Source organism: Burkholderia sp. AU45274 (genome assembly GCF_030482505.1).
GTDB lineage: Bacteria > Pseudomonadota > Gammaproteobacteria > Burkholderiales > Burkholderiaceae > Burkholderia.
In genome coordinates this window covers 1,519,493-1,534,508 of the sequence record NZ_JAUJQE010000001.1, presented here as the reverse complement: position 1 = coordinate 1,534,508, position 15,016 = coordinate 1,519,493, and the positions used below count along the sequence as shown (strand labels likewise).

Below are 15,016 nucleotides of genomic sequence, written 5' to 3'. Positions count from 1 at the left end.
CAGCGTTGCCGCGTCGGCACTCAATCCATTCACTACAAAAAGGGAGAATGCAAGATGATCAAGATCCGATCCGTTTCGCTCGCCATGCTGGTGACGGCCAGCGCAGCGTTGATGTCCGCGTGCGTTGTCGAACCCGTGCGGCCGCCGCAACCGGCGCCGATCGTCGAGGTGCCGCCGCCGATGCCCGCGCCGGGCTATCGCTGGGTGAAGGGCCATTACCGGTGGGCCGGCAATCACTGGGCGTGGGTGCCCGGGCACTGGGTGGGCGTGTACTGATCGTGTGTGACGCGCCGAGCCGGCCGATGCGCGCCTACCACCCGATCCGGTGCTTCTCCTCCGTCTCGCGATGCCGCCAGTCGTCGTCCGCGTGCAGGTACTGGCTCGTGGTCGTGAGCGATACGTGGCCGAGGTTGTCGCGCACGAGCCGCAGGTCGACGCGGCCGTCGGCCATGTGCGAACCCGCGCTGTGGCGCAGCTAGTGCGCGGACGCCTGTTCGAGCACGCGCGCCTGCTGCGCGCCGGCTTCGCCGTTCGCACGCAGCCGGTCGGCCGCGTGCCGGAACACCTGCTTCACGATCCGGTGCAGCGCCGCGCGCGTGAGCGGCTTGCGCGCCTGGCCGACCGGCAGCACGAGCGGCGTGGCCTCGCCGTCGGACGGCAACGCGGGCAGGCCATGCGCGCGCCGGTAGCGCGACAGCTCGGCCATCATCTCGTCGGTGGCCGGCACGAGCCGCTGCCGGCCGCCTTTGCCCGTCACGTCGAGCCACCAGCGGTCGCGCCCGTCCGCATCGCGCCGGCAGAAGAACTGGCCCATCGTCGTGTCGGCCGCTTCGGTGATGCGCAGCCCGCCGAGATACAGCAGCGTGAACAGCCAGCGCGCCCGATCCGCATGGAAGCCCGCCCGCGCGTCGTCGCGCGGCATCGCGGCGATCGCATCCTTGACCGATTGCCACAGCGGCTGCCCGAGATGGCGCGTGACGCGCGGCGCGGGCCGGCGCTGCCGCTGGCGCGACAACGCGAGCGGATTGCCGGCGAGATAGCCGGCCTGCACGAGCCACGAGAACATCACGTTCAGGATCACCAGTGCCTGCCGCTGGCTGGCCGCCGACAGCGGCCCGTAGAACGGCCGCCAGCGCGGATCGTCGCGCGGATGCTTGCGCCCGCCGTTCGCACACCACAGCTTGGCCGGCGCGGGTGCGAGCAGGAACTGGCGGTAGACGACCAGATCCTCGTGCGTGAGCGACGACAGCGGCTTGCCGCACGCGATCACGGCCCACAGCAGCAGGCGTTCGGCTTCCTTGCGGTAGTTCTGGAACGTGGTCGGCGTATCGACGAAGCGGGCGAGCCACGCGCGCACCGCGTCCAGGTCATTGGTCGCGGCAATCTGCGGATGCGCGCTGCTCGAGCGGTTGGTGCCCGTGCGTCCGTCGAGCGCGGCCGGCACGGTGAGTGCATCGATCGGCAGCGGGCGCAGCGGGGTGTCGGACGGAACGGGTGAGGTCATGCGAGGCGGGGTGCGCTGTGCGGATCGTACGCATGTGAATAGGCGGACGAACACAGCGCGATCAGGCATATCGGGAAGCGTCGATGGTACACGATCAGCACACGGTGAATTCGCCGTCGGCGGCGATCGTCTGACCGGCGACGAAACGCGCGGCGGGCGAGCATAGTCACGTCTCCGCTACCGCGAGGTCGTGCGATCCGCCGGGCATGAAAGAGGTGGCGTGAATTCTGTAAGGTATTTGTGAACTTTCTTGCCGTGAGGGCCTCTAATCGGCCCTCCAACGCTTCCAGAGGAACACCCGATGATTCGCCCATCCAGAACGCTGCTCGGCGCGGCCGTCATTGCCGGCAGCACGCTCCTCGCCGGATGCCAGACCGATGCGGTCGCCACGCAGCCGAACGCGGTGCGCCCGGCCGACAGCAAGCCGGTGACCAAGACCGTGTACGTCGCGCCGCAATCCGCGCGCTGCACGGGTGTCGCGCCGATGGAGTGCCTGCAGGTGCGCAACGGCCCCAACGAGCCGTGGAGCCTGTGGTACGCCGGTATCGAAGGCTTCGCGTACCAGCCCGGCTACCTGTACACGCTCGAAATCGACGAGTACCACGTTGCGCAGCCGCCGGCCGACGGTTCGTCGATCCGCTGGGTGCTCAAGCGCGTCGTCGAGCGCCGCCAGGTGAACTGACGGCCGCGCTCACGCGGATGGGCGTGCGGCCGCGCTGGCCGGCGGCGCGGCCGTATCGATCTGCCGGAATACGACGGACGACAGCAGCGTCACCACGCCCATGCACGTGAACGACAGCATGAACCCGTGCGCCATCGAGCCCCAATAGTCGGCAAACAGGTTGACGAGGCCGCCGCCGATCGACACGCCGAGCCCCATCGCCAGCATCTGCATCATCGTGAACAGGCTGTTGCCGCTGCCGGCGTCGGCATGCGACAGCCCCTTCAACGTCACGCCGTTCATCGCGGCGAACTGCATCGAGTTCGCCGTGCCGAACACGATCAGCAGCGCGCCTTCCAGCAGTGGCGCGGGCCGCATCGACACCAGCGCGAACCCCGCGATCGCGCACCCGACGATCCCCGTATTCACGACCAGGAACGTCGCGTAGCCGAACCGCTTCACGAGCGGCGCGATCCAGCGTTTAGCAATGACGCCCGCGATCGCGGCCGGCAGCATCATCAGCCCCGACTGCAGCGGCGTATAGCCGAGCTGCACCTGCATCAGCAGCGGCAGCATGAACGGCACGGAGCTCGTGCCGATCCGGCACAGCAGGTTGCCGAGCAGCCCCGAGCCGAAGTTCGGCTCACGAAACAGCCCGAGCCGGAACAGCGGCTGCGCGCGGCGCCGCGCGTGCGGCAGGTACGCAAGCGCGCTCGCCAGCCCGACCACGGCGAGCCCGGCCGCCCAGGCGGCGCGATGCGCGGGCATCGGCGGGTCGATCGCGAGCGACAGCGCGATCATCGCGACCGACAGCAGCGCACAGCCGACGAAGTCGAACGGCGGCGGCTGGTGCGCCTGGTCGTGCGGCAGGTAGCGCTGCACGGCGACGAAGCCGACCACGCCGACCGGCACGTTGACGATGAACACCCAGTGCCACGAAATCGCCTGCGTGAGCCAGCCGCCGAGCGTCGGCCCGACGATCGGGCCGAGCTGGCCGGCGATCGACACGAACGCGATCGCCGCGACGTACTGTTCGCCCGGCACGCGGCGCAGCACGGCGAGCCGGCCGATCGGCAGCAGCATCGAGCCGCCGATGCCCTGCAGCGCACGCGCGGCGACGAGCTGGCCGAGCGTATGCGACGCCGCGCAGCCGATCGAGGCGAGCACGAACACGAGAATCGCGAGCGAGAACACGCGGCGTGTGCCGAACCGGTCGGCGAGCCAGCCGGACGCCGGCGTGAGCATCGCCATCGTCAGCGTATAGACGACCACGACCGGCTGCATTGCCAGCGGCGACGCATGCAGGCTTTGCGCGATCGAAGGCAGGGCGGTGTTGACGATCGTCGTGTCGAGCGACTGCATGAAGAATGCAGCGGCGACGATCCAGAGCAGCGCGGAATGTGTGGGTTCCCGGGACATGGCGAAATCGGTGGTGCAAAGGCCGGCGCGGAGGGCGCCTTCACGCGGTTGCGTGGCGCCTGCGGTCTCCAAGCGCACGATGGTACCGATTCCGACGGTCATCGGGAAGCTGCCTGAAGACGTTGACTGTCATCGGTATTGCCGATGACAATGCGCCATGCTCAATCCCGTCTGGCTCAACACGTTCGCGACCGTCACGAACTGCCGCAGCTTCACCGAAGCGGGCCGGCAGCTCGGGCTCAACCAGTCGAGCGTCAGCGAACACATCCGTCGTCTCGAGGAGAGCGTCGGCCGGCGGCTGTTCGTGCGCGATACCCATTCGATCGCGATGACGGCCGACGGCGAGGCGCTGCTCGTGCATGCGAACGTGATCCTGCAGGCGCTGAACCGCGCGGAATCGCAGTTTCGCAAGCCGAGGCTCAAAGGGCGGGTGCGCCTTGGCGCGCCGGACGATCTCGCGCTCGTCGCGTTGCCGGACGTGCTCGCCGGGTTTCGCGCCGCGCATCCGGACGTCGCGCTGGAAATCACCACCGGCATGACGAGTCGGCTGTATGAAGGGCTGGACGCGGGCGCGCTCGACCTGATGATCGGCAAGCGGCGGCTCGGCGAGCGGCGCGGCACGCCGCTCTTGCGCACGCGGCTCGAATGGGTCGCGCGGCCCGGCACCGTCGTCGATCCGGAGCGGCCGCTGCCGCTCGTGCTGGTCGCCGAGCCGAGCGTGACGCGCGCGATCGTCCTGAACGCGCTCGCGGAGAAGGGGATCGGCTGGGAAGTCGTGTGTTCGAGCAGCAGCCAGCCGGGCTGCATCGCGGCCGCGCGCGCGGGGCTCGGCCTGACCGCGACGTCGCACTATCTGTCGACACGCGGGCTCGCGCCGCTGGTCAACGGCGATGCGCTGCCCGTGCTGCCCGACATCGAATTCATCGCGCTGGCCGCGAAGCGGCTCAGCCAGCCGGCGCGCACACTGCTCGAATTGCTCGAAGCGAGCGACCTGAGCACGCCGGGCGCGCACGCCTAGCGGGCGCGCCGCGCACGAGGCGCCCGTATCCGGCGCCCGCGCGGCGTGCGGTCATGCGGCCCGTTTCTGCGAAATCACGAGCAATGCACCGTTCTTGTCCTCCAGCACCGCGCGGTATTCGTGCGGCCCGGCCTGCACGGGCACGCGCACCGACGCGCCGGCCTTCACCACTCGCGCCATCGCCGCATACAGGTCGTCGTCCTCGTCCACGCGCAGCGTGAGCGCCGCGCGCTCGACGATCTGCTCGTCGCCCGCGACCAGCGCGATCGTCAGCGGGCCGCCGTCGAGCGCGCAATAACGGTCGCCGTCGCGAAACTTCACGTTCAGGCCCAGTCCGTCGACGAACAGCGGCAGCGCCGTGTCGATGTCGTCGACCGGATACAGCAGCATCGATACCTTCATTCCCTCTCTCCCTTGTCGTTGGTCGGCGCGCGCCACGCGCCCGCCGTTCGATGCTAGCGCGCCGGTCGCGCGCTCACGCAGTCCGATCGGATGACGGTGAAACCCCTCTGTCCCCGCAGGCGCGCCGGTACTCCGAACAGACGATGCCCGCACCCGTGCGTGCGCCGACACTCCCATTCGTGGACCGTCGCGCTTCGTCCGTATCGTGCGGGCGGGCTGCACGACCCGACTCGTCCAACAACCATGGAGACGCACGCAATGAAGTTTTCCCTCATCTACGAAGCCCAGACCACCGACGCATCGCGCGAGGGCGACCACCGGGTATTCAAGGAGACGGTCGAACAGGCGCTGCTCGCCGAGCAGGTCGGCTTCGACACGATCTGGTGCGTCGAGCACACGTCGCTGACCAACTATGCGCACATGAGCGCACCGGAAACCTTCCTTGCGTACCTGGCCGGCCGCACGACGCGCATCGGCCTCGGCCACGGCGTCGTGTGCCTGCCGCCGGCGATGAACCACCCGATCAAGGTCGCGGAGCGCGTCGCGCTGCTCGACATCCTGTCCGGCGGCCGCGTGCACTTCGGCGTCGGCAAGGGCGGCAGCCAGCAGGAAGCCGGCGCGTTCGGCTACGACCTCAACGAACTGCAGCCGATGATCGACGAATCGATGTACCTCGTGCCGAAGATGTTCGTGCAGGACGAGATCGAGCACGACGGCAAGTACATCAAGATTCCGAAGCGTCCGATCCACCCGAAGCCGTTCCAGGATCCGCATCCGCCGATGTACCTCGCGTGTACCAACACCGACGCGCTGCTGCGCGCCGGGCAGCGCGGGATGGGCGCGCTGGTGCTCGGCTTCGGTGGCCCCGACGAAGTCGCGAAGAAGAACGCCGTGTATCGCGAAGCGTGGGCGAATCGCAAGCCGGAAGACCAGGTCGGCTTCCGCCCGACCCAGCACCTCGCGGCGCTGTGCCCGACGGTCGTGATGGCCGACGGCCAGGCCGCCCGCAAGATCGGCATCCGCGGCCAGCGCTACTTCATGGAATCGCTCGCGTACTGGTACACGGGCGGCGAGCGTCCGGACCCGGCGAAGTGGGGCGACGACCTCGTGCAGGCCGATACCGGCGAGATGGTGATCCGCTCGCGCTTCGCGTCGGAGGAAGTCGTCGTGAACTTCGCCGACCCGGCGCTCGCGATGATGAACCCGAACCACGCGTACGGCACGGTGGACGACTGCATCGGCTATGTCGGCCGCCTGCAGGAAGCCGGCGTCGACGAGGTGCTGTTCCTGTGCCAGATGGGCACGGTGCCGCACGACGCGCAGATGGAGACGATCCGCAACATCGGCGAGCACGTGATTCCGTTCTTCAACCGCGAGAAGGCGCGCGCCTGCGCGTGATGCACAGGGCCGCGCCCGTCGTCCGGTCGGACGATGCGGCGCGCTCGCGCGAAGCCGACCATCGGTGGTGGCGAGCATCGCCCGCGGCCAGGCCGCGCCGGACAACTTTGAACGAGAGCGGGGCACGCGCCGCAGCGCATCACCCGCTTCACAGGAGACATTCGTGCATCGCGACAACGATTCGAACGCACTGGCCGCCACGCTGATCGCCCGGGCCGAGGCACTGGCGCCGACGCTGGCCGGCCGCGCCGCGCAGGCGGACGCGCAGGGCCGCATCCCGGCCGAGACGATCGCCGACATGCAGGCCGCCGGCTTCTTCAAGGTGCTGCAGCCGAAGCGCTACGGCGGCTACGAGCTCGATCCGCAGGCGTTCTTCGACATCCAGATGGCGCTCGCGCGCGGCTGCATGTCGACCGCGTGGGTGTACGGCGTCGTCGGCGTGCACAACTGGCAGCTCGCGCTGTTCGACGAACGCGCGCAGCAGGACGTGTGGGGCAACGACCCGACGACGCTGATCGCGTCGACCTACATGCCTGTCGGCCGCGTGACGCCGGTCGACGGCGGCTTCCGCCTGTCGGGCCACTGGAAGTTCTCGAGCGGCAGCGAACTGTGCGAGTGGGTGTTCCTCGGCGCGCTGGTGCCGCCAGCCGTTGCCGGCCAGCCGCCCGAATACCGCACCTTCCTGCTGCCGAAAGCCGACTACCGGATCCAGCAGGACTGGGACGTGCTCGGCCTGCGCGCGACGGGCAGCCACGACATCGTCGTCGACGACGTGTTCGTGCCCGCGTACCGCACGCACAAGGCGATCGACGGGATGATGGGCACGAGCCCGGGCCTCGCCGTCAACGACGCGCCGCTGTTCAAGCTGCCGTTCGCGCAGATCTTCGTGCGCGCGGTGTGCACGTCGTGCATCGGCGCGCTGCAGGGTGCGCTCGACGATTTCACCGGCTATGCGGCCACGCGCGTGTCGGCCAACAGCGGCGCGAAGACGACCGACGATCCGGGCGCGCAGAACGCGTGCGCGAACGCGGCCGTCGCGATCGACGAGATGCAGGTGCTGCTCAAGCGCAATTTCGCGGAACTGATGGCGTCCGTCACCGGCGGCCCGGCCGTGTCGATCGAGCGCCGCGTGCATTTCCGCTACCAGTCCGCGCAGGTCGCCGAGCGCTGCGCGCAGGCCGCGAACGCGCTGCTGCGCTACGCGGGCGGCAACGGCATCTATCACCGCAATCCGCTGGTGCGCCGCTTCCTCGACCTGCATGCGGCCCGCGCGCACTACGCGAACAACGTGGACCGCTTCGGCCAGAACCTCGGCGCCGTGATGCTCGGCCGCGAGAACACCGACTTCTTCATCTGACGAGGCCGCGATGAACGACCCGCAAGCACCGCAATACGTGTTCGACGTGGTGGTCGTCGGTTCGGGCGCGGGCGCGCTGCTCGCCGCGTGCCGCGCGGCCGACCGCGGCCTGTCCGTCGTCGTGATCGAGAAGACGGCGCTGTACGGCGGCACGTCGGCCGTGTCGGGCGGCGGCATCTGGGTGCCGTGCAACCACCATATCGTCGAGCTGGGCGCGACCGATTCGCGCGAGGCCGCGCGCGGCTATATCGAAGCCTGCGTGGCTGGCGAATCGACGCCCGAGAAGATCGACACCTATCTCGACCGCGCGCCGGAGATGCTGCGCTACCTGGAAACGAAAACGCCGGTGCGTTACCAGTCGCTGCCGAAATACGCGGACTACTTCCAGAAGGTGCCGGGCGCGATGCCGGGCTACCGCGCGCTCGATCCGATGCCGTTCGACGGCGGGCTGCTCGGCGACGAACTCGACCGGCTGCGGCCGGCGTCGCCCGGCACGCTGATCGGCGGGCGCGTCGCCGTGACGTCGAAGGAGGCGCACACGCTGTTCTCGCGCGGGCCCGGCTTCATGAAGCTCGCGATCGCGCAGTTCGGCCGTTACTGGCTCGATATCGGGATGCGCCGCCGCACGCGGCGCGACCGGCGCCTGACGCTCGGCAACGCGCTGATCGGCGGGCTGCGCCGTGCGCTGCTCGACCGCAACGTGCCCGTGTGGCTCGATACGCCGATGCGCGACCTGCTCGACGTCGACGGCCGCGTGACCGGCGTGCGCGCGCAGCGCTTCGGGCAGCCGGTGACGATCGTCGCGCGGCGTGGCGTGATCCTCGGCGCGGGCGGGTTCGAGCGCAACCAGCCGATGCGTGAACGCTACCTGCCGCAGCCGACGCAGGCGCAGTGGAGCGCGACGCCGCCGGCCAACACCGGCGACGCGATCGCTGAAGGCCACCGGCTCGGCGGCGCGCTGGCGTTGATGACGCACGTGTGGGGCGCGCCGACGGTCGGTGTCGCGGGCGAGGAGAAGCAGCGCGCGCTGTTCGTCGAACGCAACCTGCCGGGCTGCGTGATCGTGAACCGCCTCGGCAAGCGCTTCGTCAACGAAGCCGCGCCGTATTCCGAATTCGTGCCGGCGATGTATCGCGACCATGCGCGCACCGGCGCGAACGTGCCGGCCTGGATGGTGTTCGACGCGCGGTTTCGCCGCAAGTATCCGTGCGGTCCGATCATGCCGGCGTCGATGATGCCCGATTCACGGATTCCGGCCGCGTTCCGCGACGTGATCGTGAAGGCCGACACGATCGACGCGCTCGCTGCGTGCATCGGCGTCGACGCGGCTGGCCTGCACGACACGCTGCGCGACATGGCGCGTTATGCGGCAACCGGGATCGACGAAGCGTTCGGCAAGGGCGACAACCTGTTCGACACGTACTACGGCGATCCGCGGAACAAGCCGAACCCGTGCCTCGGGCCGGTCGACCAGGCGCCGTTCTACGCGGTGCGGATCGACGCGGGCGACATCGGCACGAAGGGCGGGCTCGTCACCGACGTGCACGCCCGCGTGCTGCGCGCCGACGGCGAGCCGATCGACGGCCTCTACGCGATCGGCAACACCAGCGCCTCGATGATGGGCGCGAGCTACCCCGGCGCGGGCTCGACGCTCGGTCCGGCGATGACCTTCGGGTATCTCGCCGCCGACCACCTGGCTGCTCGCGCGGCCGACGCCGGCGGGCAGCCCGCCCGGCCATCCACGACTGAACTTGACGGAGTCCAATGATGAGCGATCTCACCACCCATCCGCTGCGCACCGACATGCTGCTCGCGATGCGCCGCCTCGCGCGCTCCGTCACGGTCATCAGCAGCGCGCACGACGGCCGGCGCTACTCGATGTCCGCGACGGCGGTCGATTCGCTGTCGACCGATCCGCCTTCGCTGCTGATCTGCATCAACCGCAGCGCGTCGCTGTATCCGCCGCTCGACGCGGGCGCCGGGTTCTGCGTGAACGTGTTGTCGGCGGCGCACGAAGGCATCGCGATCGACTGCAGCGGCCGCCTGAAGGGCGAGGCGCGCTTCACGACCGGCGACTGGCACACGTCGGCGCTCGGCGTGCCGTATTTGCGCGACGCGCAGGCGAGCCTCGTGTGCGAGCAGGACGGCCGCTTCGAATACGGCACGCACACCGTGTTCATCGGGCGTATCCGCGAGGTGCTGATGAGCGGCGACGTCGATCCGCTCGTCTATCTCGACGGCGCCTACACGACGCCCGGCGCGCCGGTGGCCCGTGCGGCCGCGTGACGTGAGGAGCCGGCCATGAGCGATTCGCGCTTCCATCGGCTGACCGTGGCCGACGTGATTGCCGAAAGCGACGACGCGTGCTCGTTCGTGTTCGACGTGCCGGCCGCGTTGCGCGACGCCTTCGCGTACCGGCCCGGCCAGTTCCTGACGCTGAACGTGCCGTGCGCGGACGCGACCGTCGCGCGCTGTTATTCGCTGTCGAGCGCGCCCGGCATCGACGCCGCGCCGAAGATCACCGTCAAGCGCGTGCGCGACGGCCGCGCGTCGAACTGGCTGTGCGACCGCGTGAAGCCGGGCGACACGCTCGATGTGCTGCCGCCGGCCGGCGTGTTCACGCCGCGCGCGCTCGATGGCGACCTGCTGCTGTTCGCGGGCGGCAGCGGCATCACGCCGGTGCTGTCGATCCTGAAATCGGCGCTCGTGCACGGACGCGGGATGCTGACGCTGATCTACGCGAACCGCGACGAACGCTCGGTGATTTTCCGCGCCGAATTGCAGCAGCTCGCGCAGCGCCATCCGGGCCGCTTGCGCGTGATCCACTGGCTCGACAGCGTGCAGGGCATTCCGCAGCAGCGCCATCTCGAGGAGCTCGCGCGGCCGTTCAGCCAGCAGGAGACGTTCATCTGCGGGCCCGCGCTGTTCATGGAGAACGCGCTGGCCGCGATGCTCGGCCTCGGGTTGCCGCGTTCGCGGGTCCATGTCGAGCGTTTTGCCTCGCTGCCTGATGCGCCGGCGTCGACGGCGGCGGATACGACGGCGTCAAGCGTCGTAGCGGCGGCGTCGGCCGCAGCATCCGGCGACGGCGCGGCGATCGAGACGGTGCTCGACGGCGACGCGTTCGCGTTCGACAGCGCCCCCGGCGAAACGCTGCTCGACGCGATGCTGCGCGCGGGTGTGCCGGCGCCGAATTCCTGCCGGATGGGGCAATGCGGCGCGTGCATGTGCCGGATCGAGCGCGGCGAAGTCGCGCTCGACAGCAACCATGTGCTCGACGACGACGAGATCGCGGCCGGCTGGACGCTCGCCTGTTGCGCACGGCCCGCGAGCGACGCGCTGCGCGTGGTGTTTCCCGACTGAGCCGTCGCGCGCCGGCGGCGCGCACGGCCACCCTGATCTATGACGATGGACAACGAAATCCTGACCACGCCCGCGCTGATCGCCCGGGCAGCCGCGCGCCACGGCGCGCATCCGGCGATCGAGTCGGAGCATGGCCGGCTGACCTACGCGGAACTCGATGCTGCGCGCGTCGCCGCGGCCCGCGCGCTGCTCGCGAGCGGTATCGAGACAGGCGACCGCGTCGCGGTGTGGGCGCCGAACCTGCCGGAATGGATCGTCGCGGCGCTGGCGATCCACACCGTCGGCGCGATCCTCGTGCCGGTCAATACGCGGATGAAGGGGATGGAGGTGGGCGGCATCCTGTACGACGGCGGCGCACGGCTGCTGTTCTGCTGCGGCACCTTCCTCGGCGAATCGTATCCGGCGATGCTCGCGCCGCACCGGCCCGCGACGCTCGAGCGCGTCGTCGTGTTCGACGGCGAGCCGCCTTCAGGCGCGCGCGACGAGACCTGGGACGCGTTCCTCGCACGCGGCGCCGAGGTGCCGCTGGCCGCGGTGCGCGAACGCGAGGCGCAGGTCACGCCCGACACCGTGATGGACCTGATGTTCACGTCCGGCACGACGGGCCGCCCGAAGGGCGTGATGACCGCGCACGGCCAGAACCTGCGCGCCGCGCAGGCGTGGGCGGCGATCGCCGGCGTGCGCGCCGACGACCGCTACCTGATCGTCAATCCGTTCTTCCACACGTTCGGCTACAAGGCGGGCTGGCTCGCCGCGCTGTCGAGCGGCGCGACCGTGCTGCCGCATCTCGTGTTCCAGCCGGCCGACGTGCTGCGGCGTGTCGCCGACGATCGCGTGTCGGTGCTGCCCGGCCCGCCGACGCTGTACTACGCGCTGCTCGACGCACCCGATCGCGCGACGCGCGACCTGTCGTCGCTGCGGATCGCGGTGACGGGCGCGGCGGCGATCGCGCCGAGCCTGATCGAGCGGATGCGCGCGGAGCTCGGCTTCGAGACGGTGCTGACCGGCTACGGACTGACCGAATCGTGCGGCTTCGCGACGCTGTGCCGTCAGGGTGACGATGCGCAAACCGTTGCCTATACGTCGGGGCGCCCGATGCCGGATGTCGAATTGCGTATCGCGGGCGAAGGCGGTGAGCCGCTCGGGCCGGACGAAACCGGCGAGATCTGGGTGCGCGGCTACAACGTGATGCGCGGCTACTTCAACCAGCCGGACGCGACGCGCGAGACGATCGATACGGATGGCTGGCTGCATACGGGCGATCTCGGCTGCGTCGATGCGAACGGCAACCTGAAGATCACCGATCGCATCAAGGACATGTTCATCGTCGGTGGCTTCAACTGCTATCCGGCCGAGATCGAGCGGCTGCTCGCCGCGCATCCGGCGATCGCGCAGGTCGCGCTGGTCGGCGTGCCCGATACGCGGCTCGGCGAAGTCGGGCATGCGTATGTCGTGCTGCGGCCGGGCGCGCATGCCGGCGCCGACGAACTGAACGACTGGGCACGCCGCAACATGGCGAACTACAAGGTGCCGCGGCATTTCACGTTCGTCGAGCAACTGCCGACGAGCGCGGCCGGCAAGGTGCTGAAGTACCGCCTGCGGGCGGGGATCGACGCGGCGGCCTGAGCGCCGCCGCGACACACGAACGGGATGAACGCATGAACGACAACGGGTTTCCGCAGGGCGCGGTGCTGGTGTTCGGCGGCAGCGGCGGGATCGGGCAGGGTGTCGCGCTCGAGTTTGCGCGTGCCGGCGTGCCGGTCGCGGTGGGCTATCGGAGCAAGGCCGACGTGGCCGAGCGCGTCGCGCGCGAGATTCGCGGCGAAGGCGTCGCGGCCACCACGCACTGCGTGGACGTGACCGATTCCGCCCAGGTCGATGCCGCGCTCGCGGCCGCGATCGACGCGCATGGCCGCGTGCACACGGTCGTCTGGGCGGCCGGGCCGTTCGTGAACCAGCGTCACATCGGCGACATGACGCACGACGACTGGCGCCGCGCGATCGACGTCGAGACGGTCGGCTTCTTCGTGGCGGCGAAGGCTGCGTTGCCGCACTTCCGTGCGTCGGGCGGCGGATCGTTCGTGACGCTAGGTTCGGCCGGGCACCTGCGCTGGCCGGATCGCGACGGGCTTTCGGTCGCGCCGAAGGCGGCGAACGAGGCGCTGGTGAAAGGGCTGGCGCGCGAGGAAGGGCGTTACGACATTCGCGCGAATTCGATCCTGGTCGGCGTGATCGAGGCCGGGATGTTTCCGGTGCTGCTCGAACAGGGGCAGTTCGATCAGGCGTGGATCGACGAGACGCAGAAGATGCTCGCGCTCAAGCGCTGGGGGAAGGCGCACGATGTCGGACGGGCGGCGGTGTTCCTGGCGTCGGACCGGGCCAATTACATCACCGGGCAGCAGTTGAATGTGTCTGGGGGGTATGGGTTGTAGCGGGTACACAAAGCCTGCTCGGACGAGCAGGCTTCATCGTCGCCGAGTCGCGTCAGTTGTCTTGAACGTTGACATCGCCGGTTTGGGCGATCTTCGTCAGAACGCGCTTCTGATACGCGTACCACGATGTCAGACAGTCCTTGTCTCGACAATTCTTCTCGCGAAAATTCCACTGCTTTCGTGTCCGCTCAACAAAGGCGGTCTTGTCGATGACAGCATCTTTCGCTTGTTGATATGTCGCGGCAAGATCCCGATCTGAAGCTGCAAGATCGGCATCGTGACAGATCAGAAATTCTGGAATGGACTTGGCTTTGGCACAGTCGAAGCTTGTTTGTTGCAGCGGTGAAGCTGCGGCATCGCTTGCTGGTTGATTTGCCACCGGCTGAGCAGCAGGCAAGTTCGATTGTGTCGAGATTGCCGTAGTAGATGATTGTTGAGGTTGGGGCAACGTTGCCGTGCGTTGACCATAAGGTGTCAGTTGCCCCGACATCGCGTCTTCGACCATCGCGCCGATCAGGGAATTAGGTACAACCCGTACTGTTTCAGTTTTAAGAATCGAATCACCAGCCATGGTTTGCGACTTGGCGAAATTGCACGGGGCCGAACAGGTAATGCGATTCGAAATGTTCGGGTTGTCTTCATCGACCAGGAGCAGAATATAGCTGCCATCCCTAAGTCCAACGTAGCGCATCATGACAAGCGCCTTCGTGGCTTTTCCTGCTCTCACGTCGTCTTCACTAAGCGCAGGCTCGTAACCATACGTGCCATCTTGGCTCATTGCGTAGTTGTGTGAAGGGGGAGGCGGCGCAGGGGCCACCACTGGAGGCGGCTGCTGCGGCGTGGAAGTATCGCTTGATGTGCTGGGGCTCGTTGCTGACGACTGAGTGCTGTTGTCGGATTGTTTCGAATTGCAACCAGCAACAGTGGCTGCTACCAACAAAAGAATTGCGATGTGTTTCACATTTCCCCCGCTAATCGATTGGTCTTATGAATCGCCGATGGTTGCCGCGGATATTCGACGTGGAATGCCTCGTCTGCAATTTTCCGGTGGCCGGATTGATTTATAAATCGGCTTGGTCTTGGTCGATGGATTGTACCAAGCTGCTTCGTTTGGTTGGTGATCTGGAAAGTCAATAAATTGGAGCATCGTGGCTGCATTCAAATGAAAAACACGCGCCGGCACCCGTATTCACCCTGAATTGCCACGTGCGATCGCACATCGGCCACGCGCTCGAGCCGCGCGCGGTCACATCCTTGCAACGTTTCGTCCACGCATTGCGCCGCATGCGCTTGACGGCAACGACGACTCGCATGCGCTGAAGGCCGTCCCGCCGCGTTCAATACGCATTGCGGCATCGATGCGGACACATCGGATCGCATGTCCCGGCTTCGTCTGCCGAATAACGATGCGTTCCTGAAACATTTCCTCCGATTACACGCCGCGCGACTGCCGACGTTCGGT

13 protein-coding genes and 1 pseudogene are annotated in these 15,016 nt (G+C 68.2%); 10 read left to right on the top strand and 4 right to left on the bottom strand.

The annotated features are described in order from the left end of the window. Positions 1-57: 57 nt before the first annotated feature. Positions 58-276: a YXWGXW repeat-containing protein gene (locus QZM35_RS06845; protein WP_089429083.1), complete on the top strand. Its 219-nt coding sequence runs from the start codon at positions 58-60 to the stop codon at positions 274-276. 34 nt (positions 277-310) lie between these two features. On the opposite strand, the pseudogene QZM35_RS06840 reads toward QZM35_RS06845, so the two are convergent. Then, a pseudogene (locus QZM35_RS06840) lies at positions 311-1,504 on the bottom strand (tyrosine-type recombinase/integrase). A 301-nt stretch (positions 1,505-1,805) separates the two neighbouring features. Between QZM35_RS06840 and QZM35_RS06835 the strand changes: the two are divergent. Then, positions 1,806-2,186, top strand: a complete 381-nt coding sequence (locus QZM35_RS06835) for a DUF4377 domain-containing protein (protein ID WP_089432787.1) — start codon at positions 1,806-1,808, stop codon at positions 2,184-2,186. A 9-nt stretch (positions 2,187-2,195) separates the two neighbouring features. Here the strand turns inward: QZM35_RS06835 and QZM35_RS06830 are convergent, their stop codons facing one another. Beyond that, entirely contained in the window at positions 2,196-3,584 is a 1,389-nt protein-coding gene (locus tag QZM35_RS06830; RefSeq protein WP_301775639.1) for a DHA2 family efflux MFS transporter permease subunit, read from the bottom strand. A 157-nt stretch (positions 3,585-3,741) separates the two neighbouring features. Here QZM35_RS06830 and QZM35_RS06825 point away from each other — a divergent pair, with 157 nt between their 5' ends. Then, positions 3,742-4,602 (top strand): LysR family transcriptional regulator, encoded by an 861-nt coding sequence (locus QZM35_RS06825; protein ID WP_089427348.1) that lies wholly within the window; start codon positions 3,742-3,744, stop codon positions 4,600-4,602. A 51-nt stretch (positions 4,603-4,653) separates the two neighbouring features. Here QZM35_RS06825 and QZM35_RS06820 read toward each other — a convergent pair whose 3' ends face one another. After that, complete coding sequence (locus QZM35_RS06820) at positions 4,654-5,004, bottom strand: VOC family protein (RefSeq protein ID WP_011355015.1); 351 nt, start codon at positions 5,002-5,004, stop codon at positions 4,654-4,656. Positions 5,005-5,262: 258 nt separating this feature from the next. Here QZM35_RS06820 and QZM35_RS06815 point away from each other — a divergent pair, with 258 nt between their 5' ends. From QZM35_RS06815 to QZM35_RS06785, 7 genes are all read left to right on the top strand, one after another. Next, positions 5,263-6,402 (top strand): LLM class flavin-dependent oxidoreductase, encoded by a 1,140-nt coding sequence (locus QZM35_RS06815; protein ID WP_089427349.1) that lies wholly within the window; start codon positions 5,263-5,265, stop codon positions 6,400-6,402. Positions 6,403-6,565: 163 nt separating this feature from the next. Beyond that, a complete protein-coding gene (locus QZM35_RS06810) occupies positions 6,566-7,759 on the top strand; it encodes an acyl-CoA dehydrogenase family protein (RefSeq protein WP_089432785.1) in 1,194 nt (397 codons plus the stop codon). Between the two features lie 10 nt (positions 7,760-7,769). After that, the gene (locus QZM35_RS06805) at positions 7,770-9,527 is read left to right on the top strand and encodes an FAD-dependent oxidoreductase (RefSeq protein ID WP_301775638.1); all 1,758 of its coding nucleotides are present in this window, start codon (positions 7,770-7,772) and stop codon (positions 9,525-9,527) included. After that, positions 9,527-10,045: a flavin reductase family protein gene (locus QZM35_RS06800; RefSeq protein WP_089429085.1), complete on the top strand. Its 519-nt coding sequence runs from the start codon at positions 9,527-9,529 to the stop codon at positions 10,043-10,045. Before QZM35_RS06805 ends, QZM35_RS06800 begins: the two co-directional genes overlap by 1 nt. 15 nt (positions 10,046-10,060) lie before the next feature. Continuing rightward, positions 10,061-11,122, top strand: coding sequence for a ferredoxin--NADP reductase (locus QZM35_RS06795; protein WP_301775637.1), 1,062 nt, complete (start codon positions 10,061-10,063; stop codon positions 11,120-11,122). A gap of 39 nt (positions 11,123-11,161) precedes the next feature. Continuing rightward, on the top strand, positions 11,162-12,748 hold the full coding sequence (locus QZM35_RS06790) for a FadD3 family acyl-CoA ligase (protein ID WP_301775636.1): 1,587 nt from the start codon (positions 11,162-11,164) through the stop codon (positions 12,746-12,748). A 32-nt stretch (positions 12,749-12,780) separates the two neighbouring features. Further along, entirely contained in the window at positions 12,781-13,554 is a 774-nt protein-coding gene (locus QZM35_RS06785; RefSeq protein ID WP_301775635.1) for an SDR family NAD(P)-dependent oxidoreductase, read from the top strand. A 52-nt stretch (positions 13,555-13,606) separates the two neighbouring features. On the opposite strand, the gene QZM35_RS06780 is transcribed toward QZM35_RS06785, so the two are convergent. Further along, a complete protein-coding gene (locus QZM35_RS06780) occupies positions 13,607-14,332 on the bottom strand; it encodes a lysozyme inhibitor LprI family protein (protein WP_174972541.1) in 726 nt (241 codons plus the stop codon). Positions 14,333-15,016: the final 684 nt, after the last annotated feature.

Coding starts and splice junctions, on each gene's coding strand:
- QZM35_RS06835 (WP_089432787.1), top strand. CDS start 1,806: ATGATTCGCCCATCCAGAACGCTGCTCGGCGCGGCCGTCATTGCCGGC.
- QZM35_RS06830 (WP_301775639.1), bottom strand. CDS start 3,584: ATGTCCCGGGAACCCACACATTCCGCGCTGCTCTGGATCGTCGCCGCT.
- QZM35_RS06825 (WP_089427348.1), top strand. CDS start 3,742: ATGCTCAATCCCGTCTGGCTCAACACGTTCGCGACCGTCACGAACTGC.
- QZM35_RS06820 (WP_011355015.1), bottom strand. CDS start 5,004: ATGAAGGTATCGATGCTGCTGTATCCGGTCGACGACATCGACACGGCG.
- QZM35_RS06815 (WP_089427349.1), top strand. CDS start 5,263: ATGAAGTTTTCCCTCATCTACGAAGCCCAGACCACCGACGCATCGCGC.
- QZM35_RS06805 (WP_301775638.1), top strand. CDS start 7,770: ATGAACGACCCGCAAGCACCGCAATACGTGTTCGACGTGGTGGTCGTC.
- QZM35_RS06800 (WP_089429085.1), top strand. CDS start 9,527: ATGAGCGATCTCACCACCCATCCGCTGCGCACCGACATGCTGCTCGCG.
- QZM35_RS06795 (WP_301775637.1), top strand. CDS start 10,061: ATGAGCGATTCGCGCTTCCATCGGCTGACCGTGGCCGACGTGATTGCC.
- QZM35_RS06790 (WP_301775636.1), top strand. CDS start 11,162: ATGACGATGGACAACGAAATCCTGACCACGCCCGCGCTGATCGCCCGG.
- QZM35_RS06785 (WP_301775635.1), top strand. CDS start 12,781: ATGAACGACAACGGGTTTCCGCAGGGCGCGGTGCTGGTGTTCGGCGGC.
- QZM35_RS06780 (WP_174972541.1), bottom strand. CDS start 14,332: ATGAGCCAAGATGGCACGTATGGTTACGAGCCTGCGCTTAGTGAAGAC.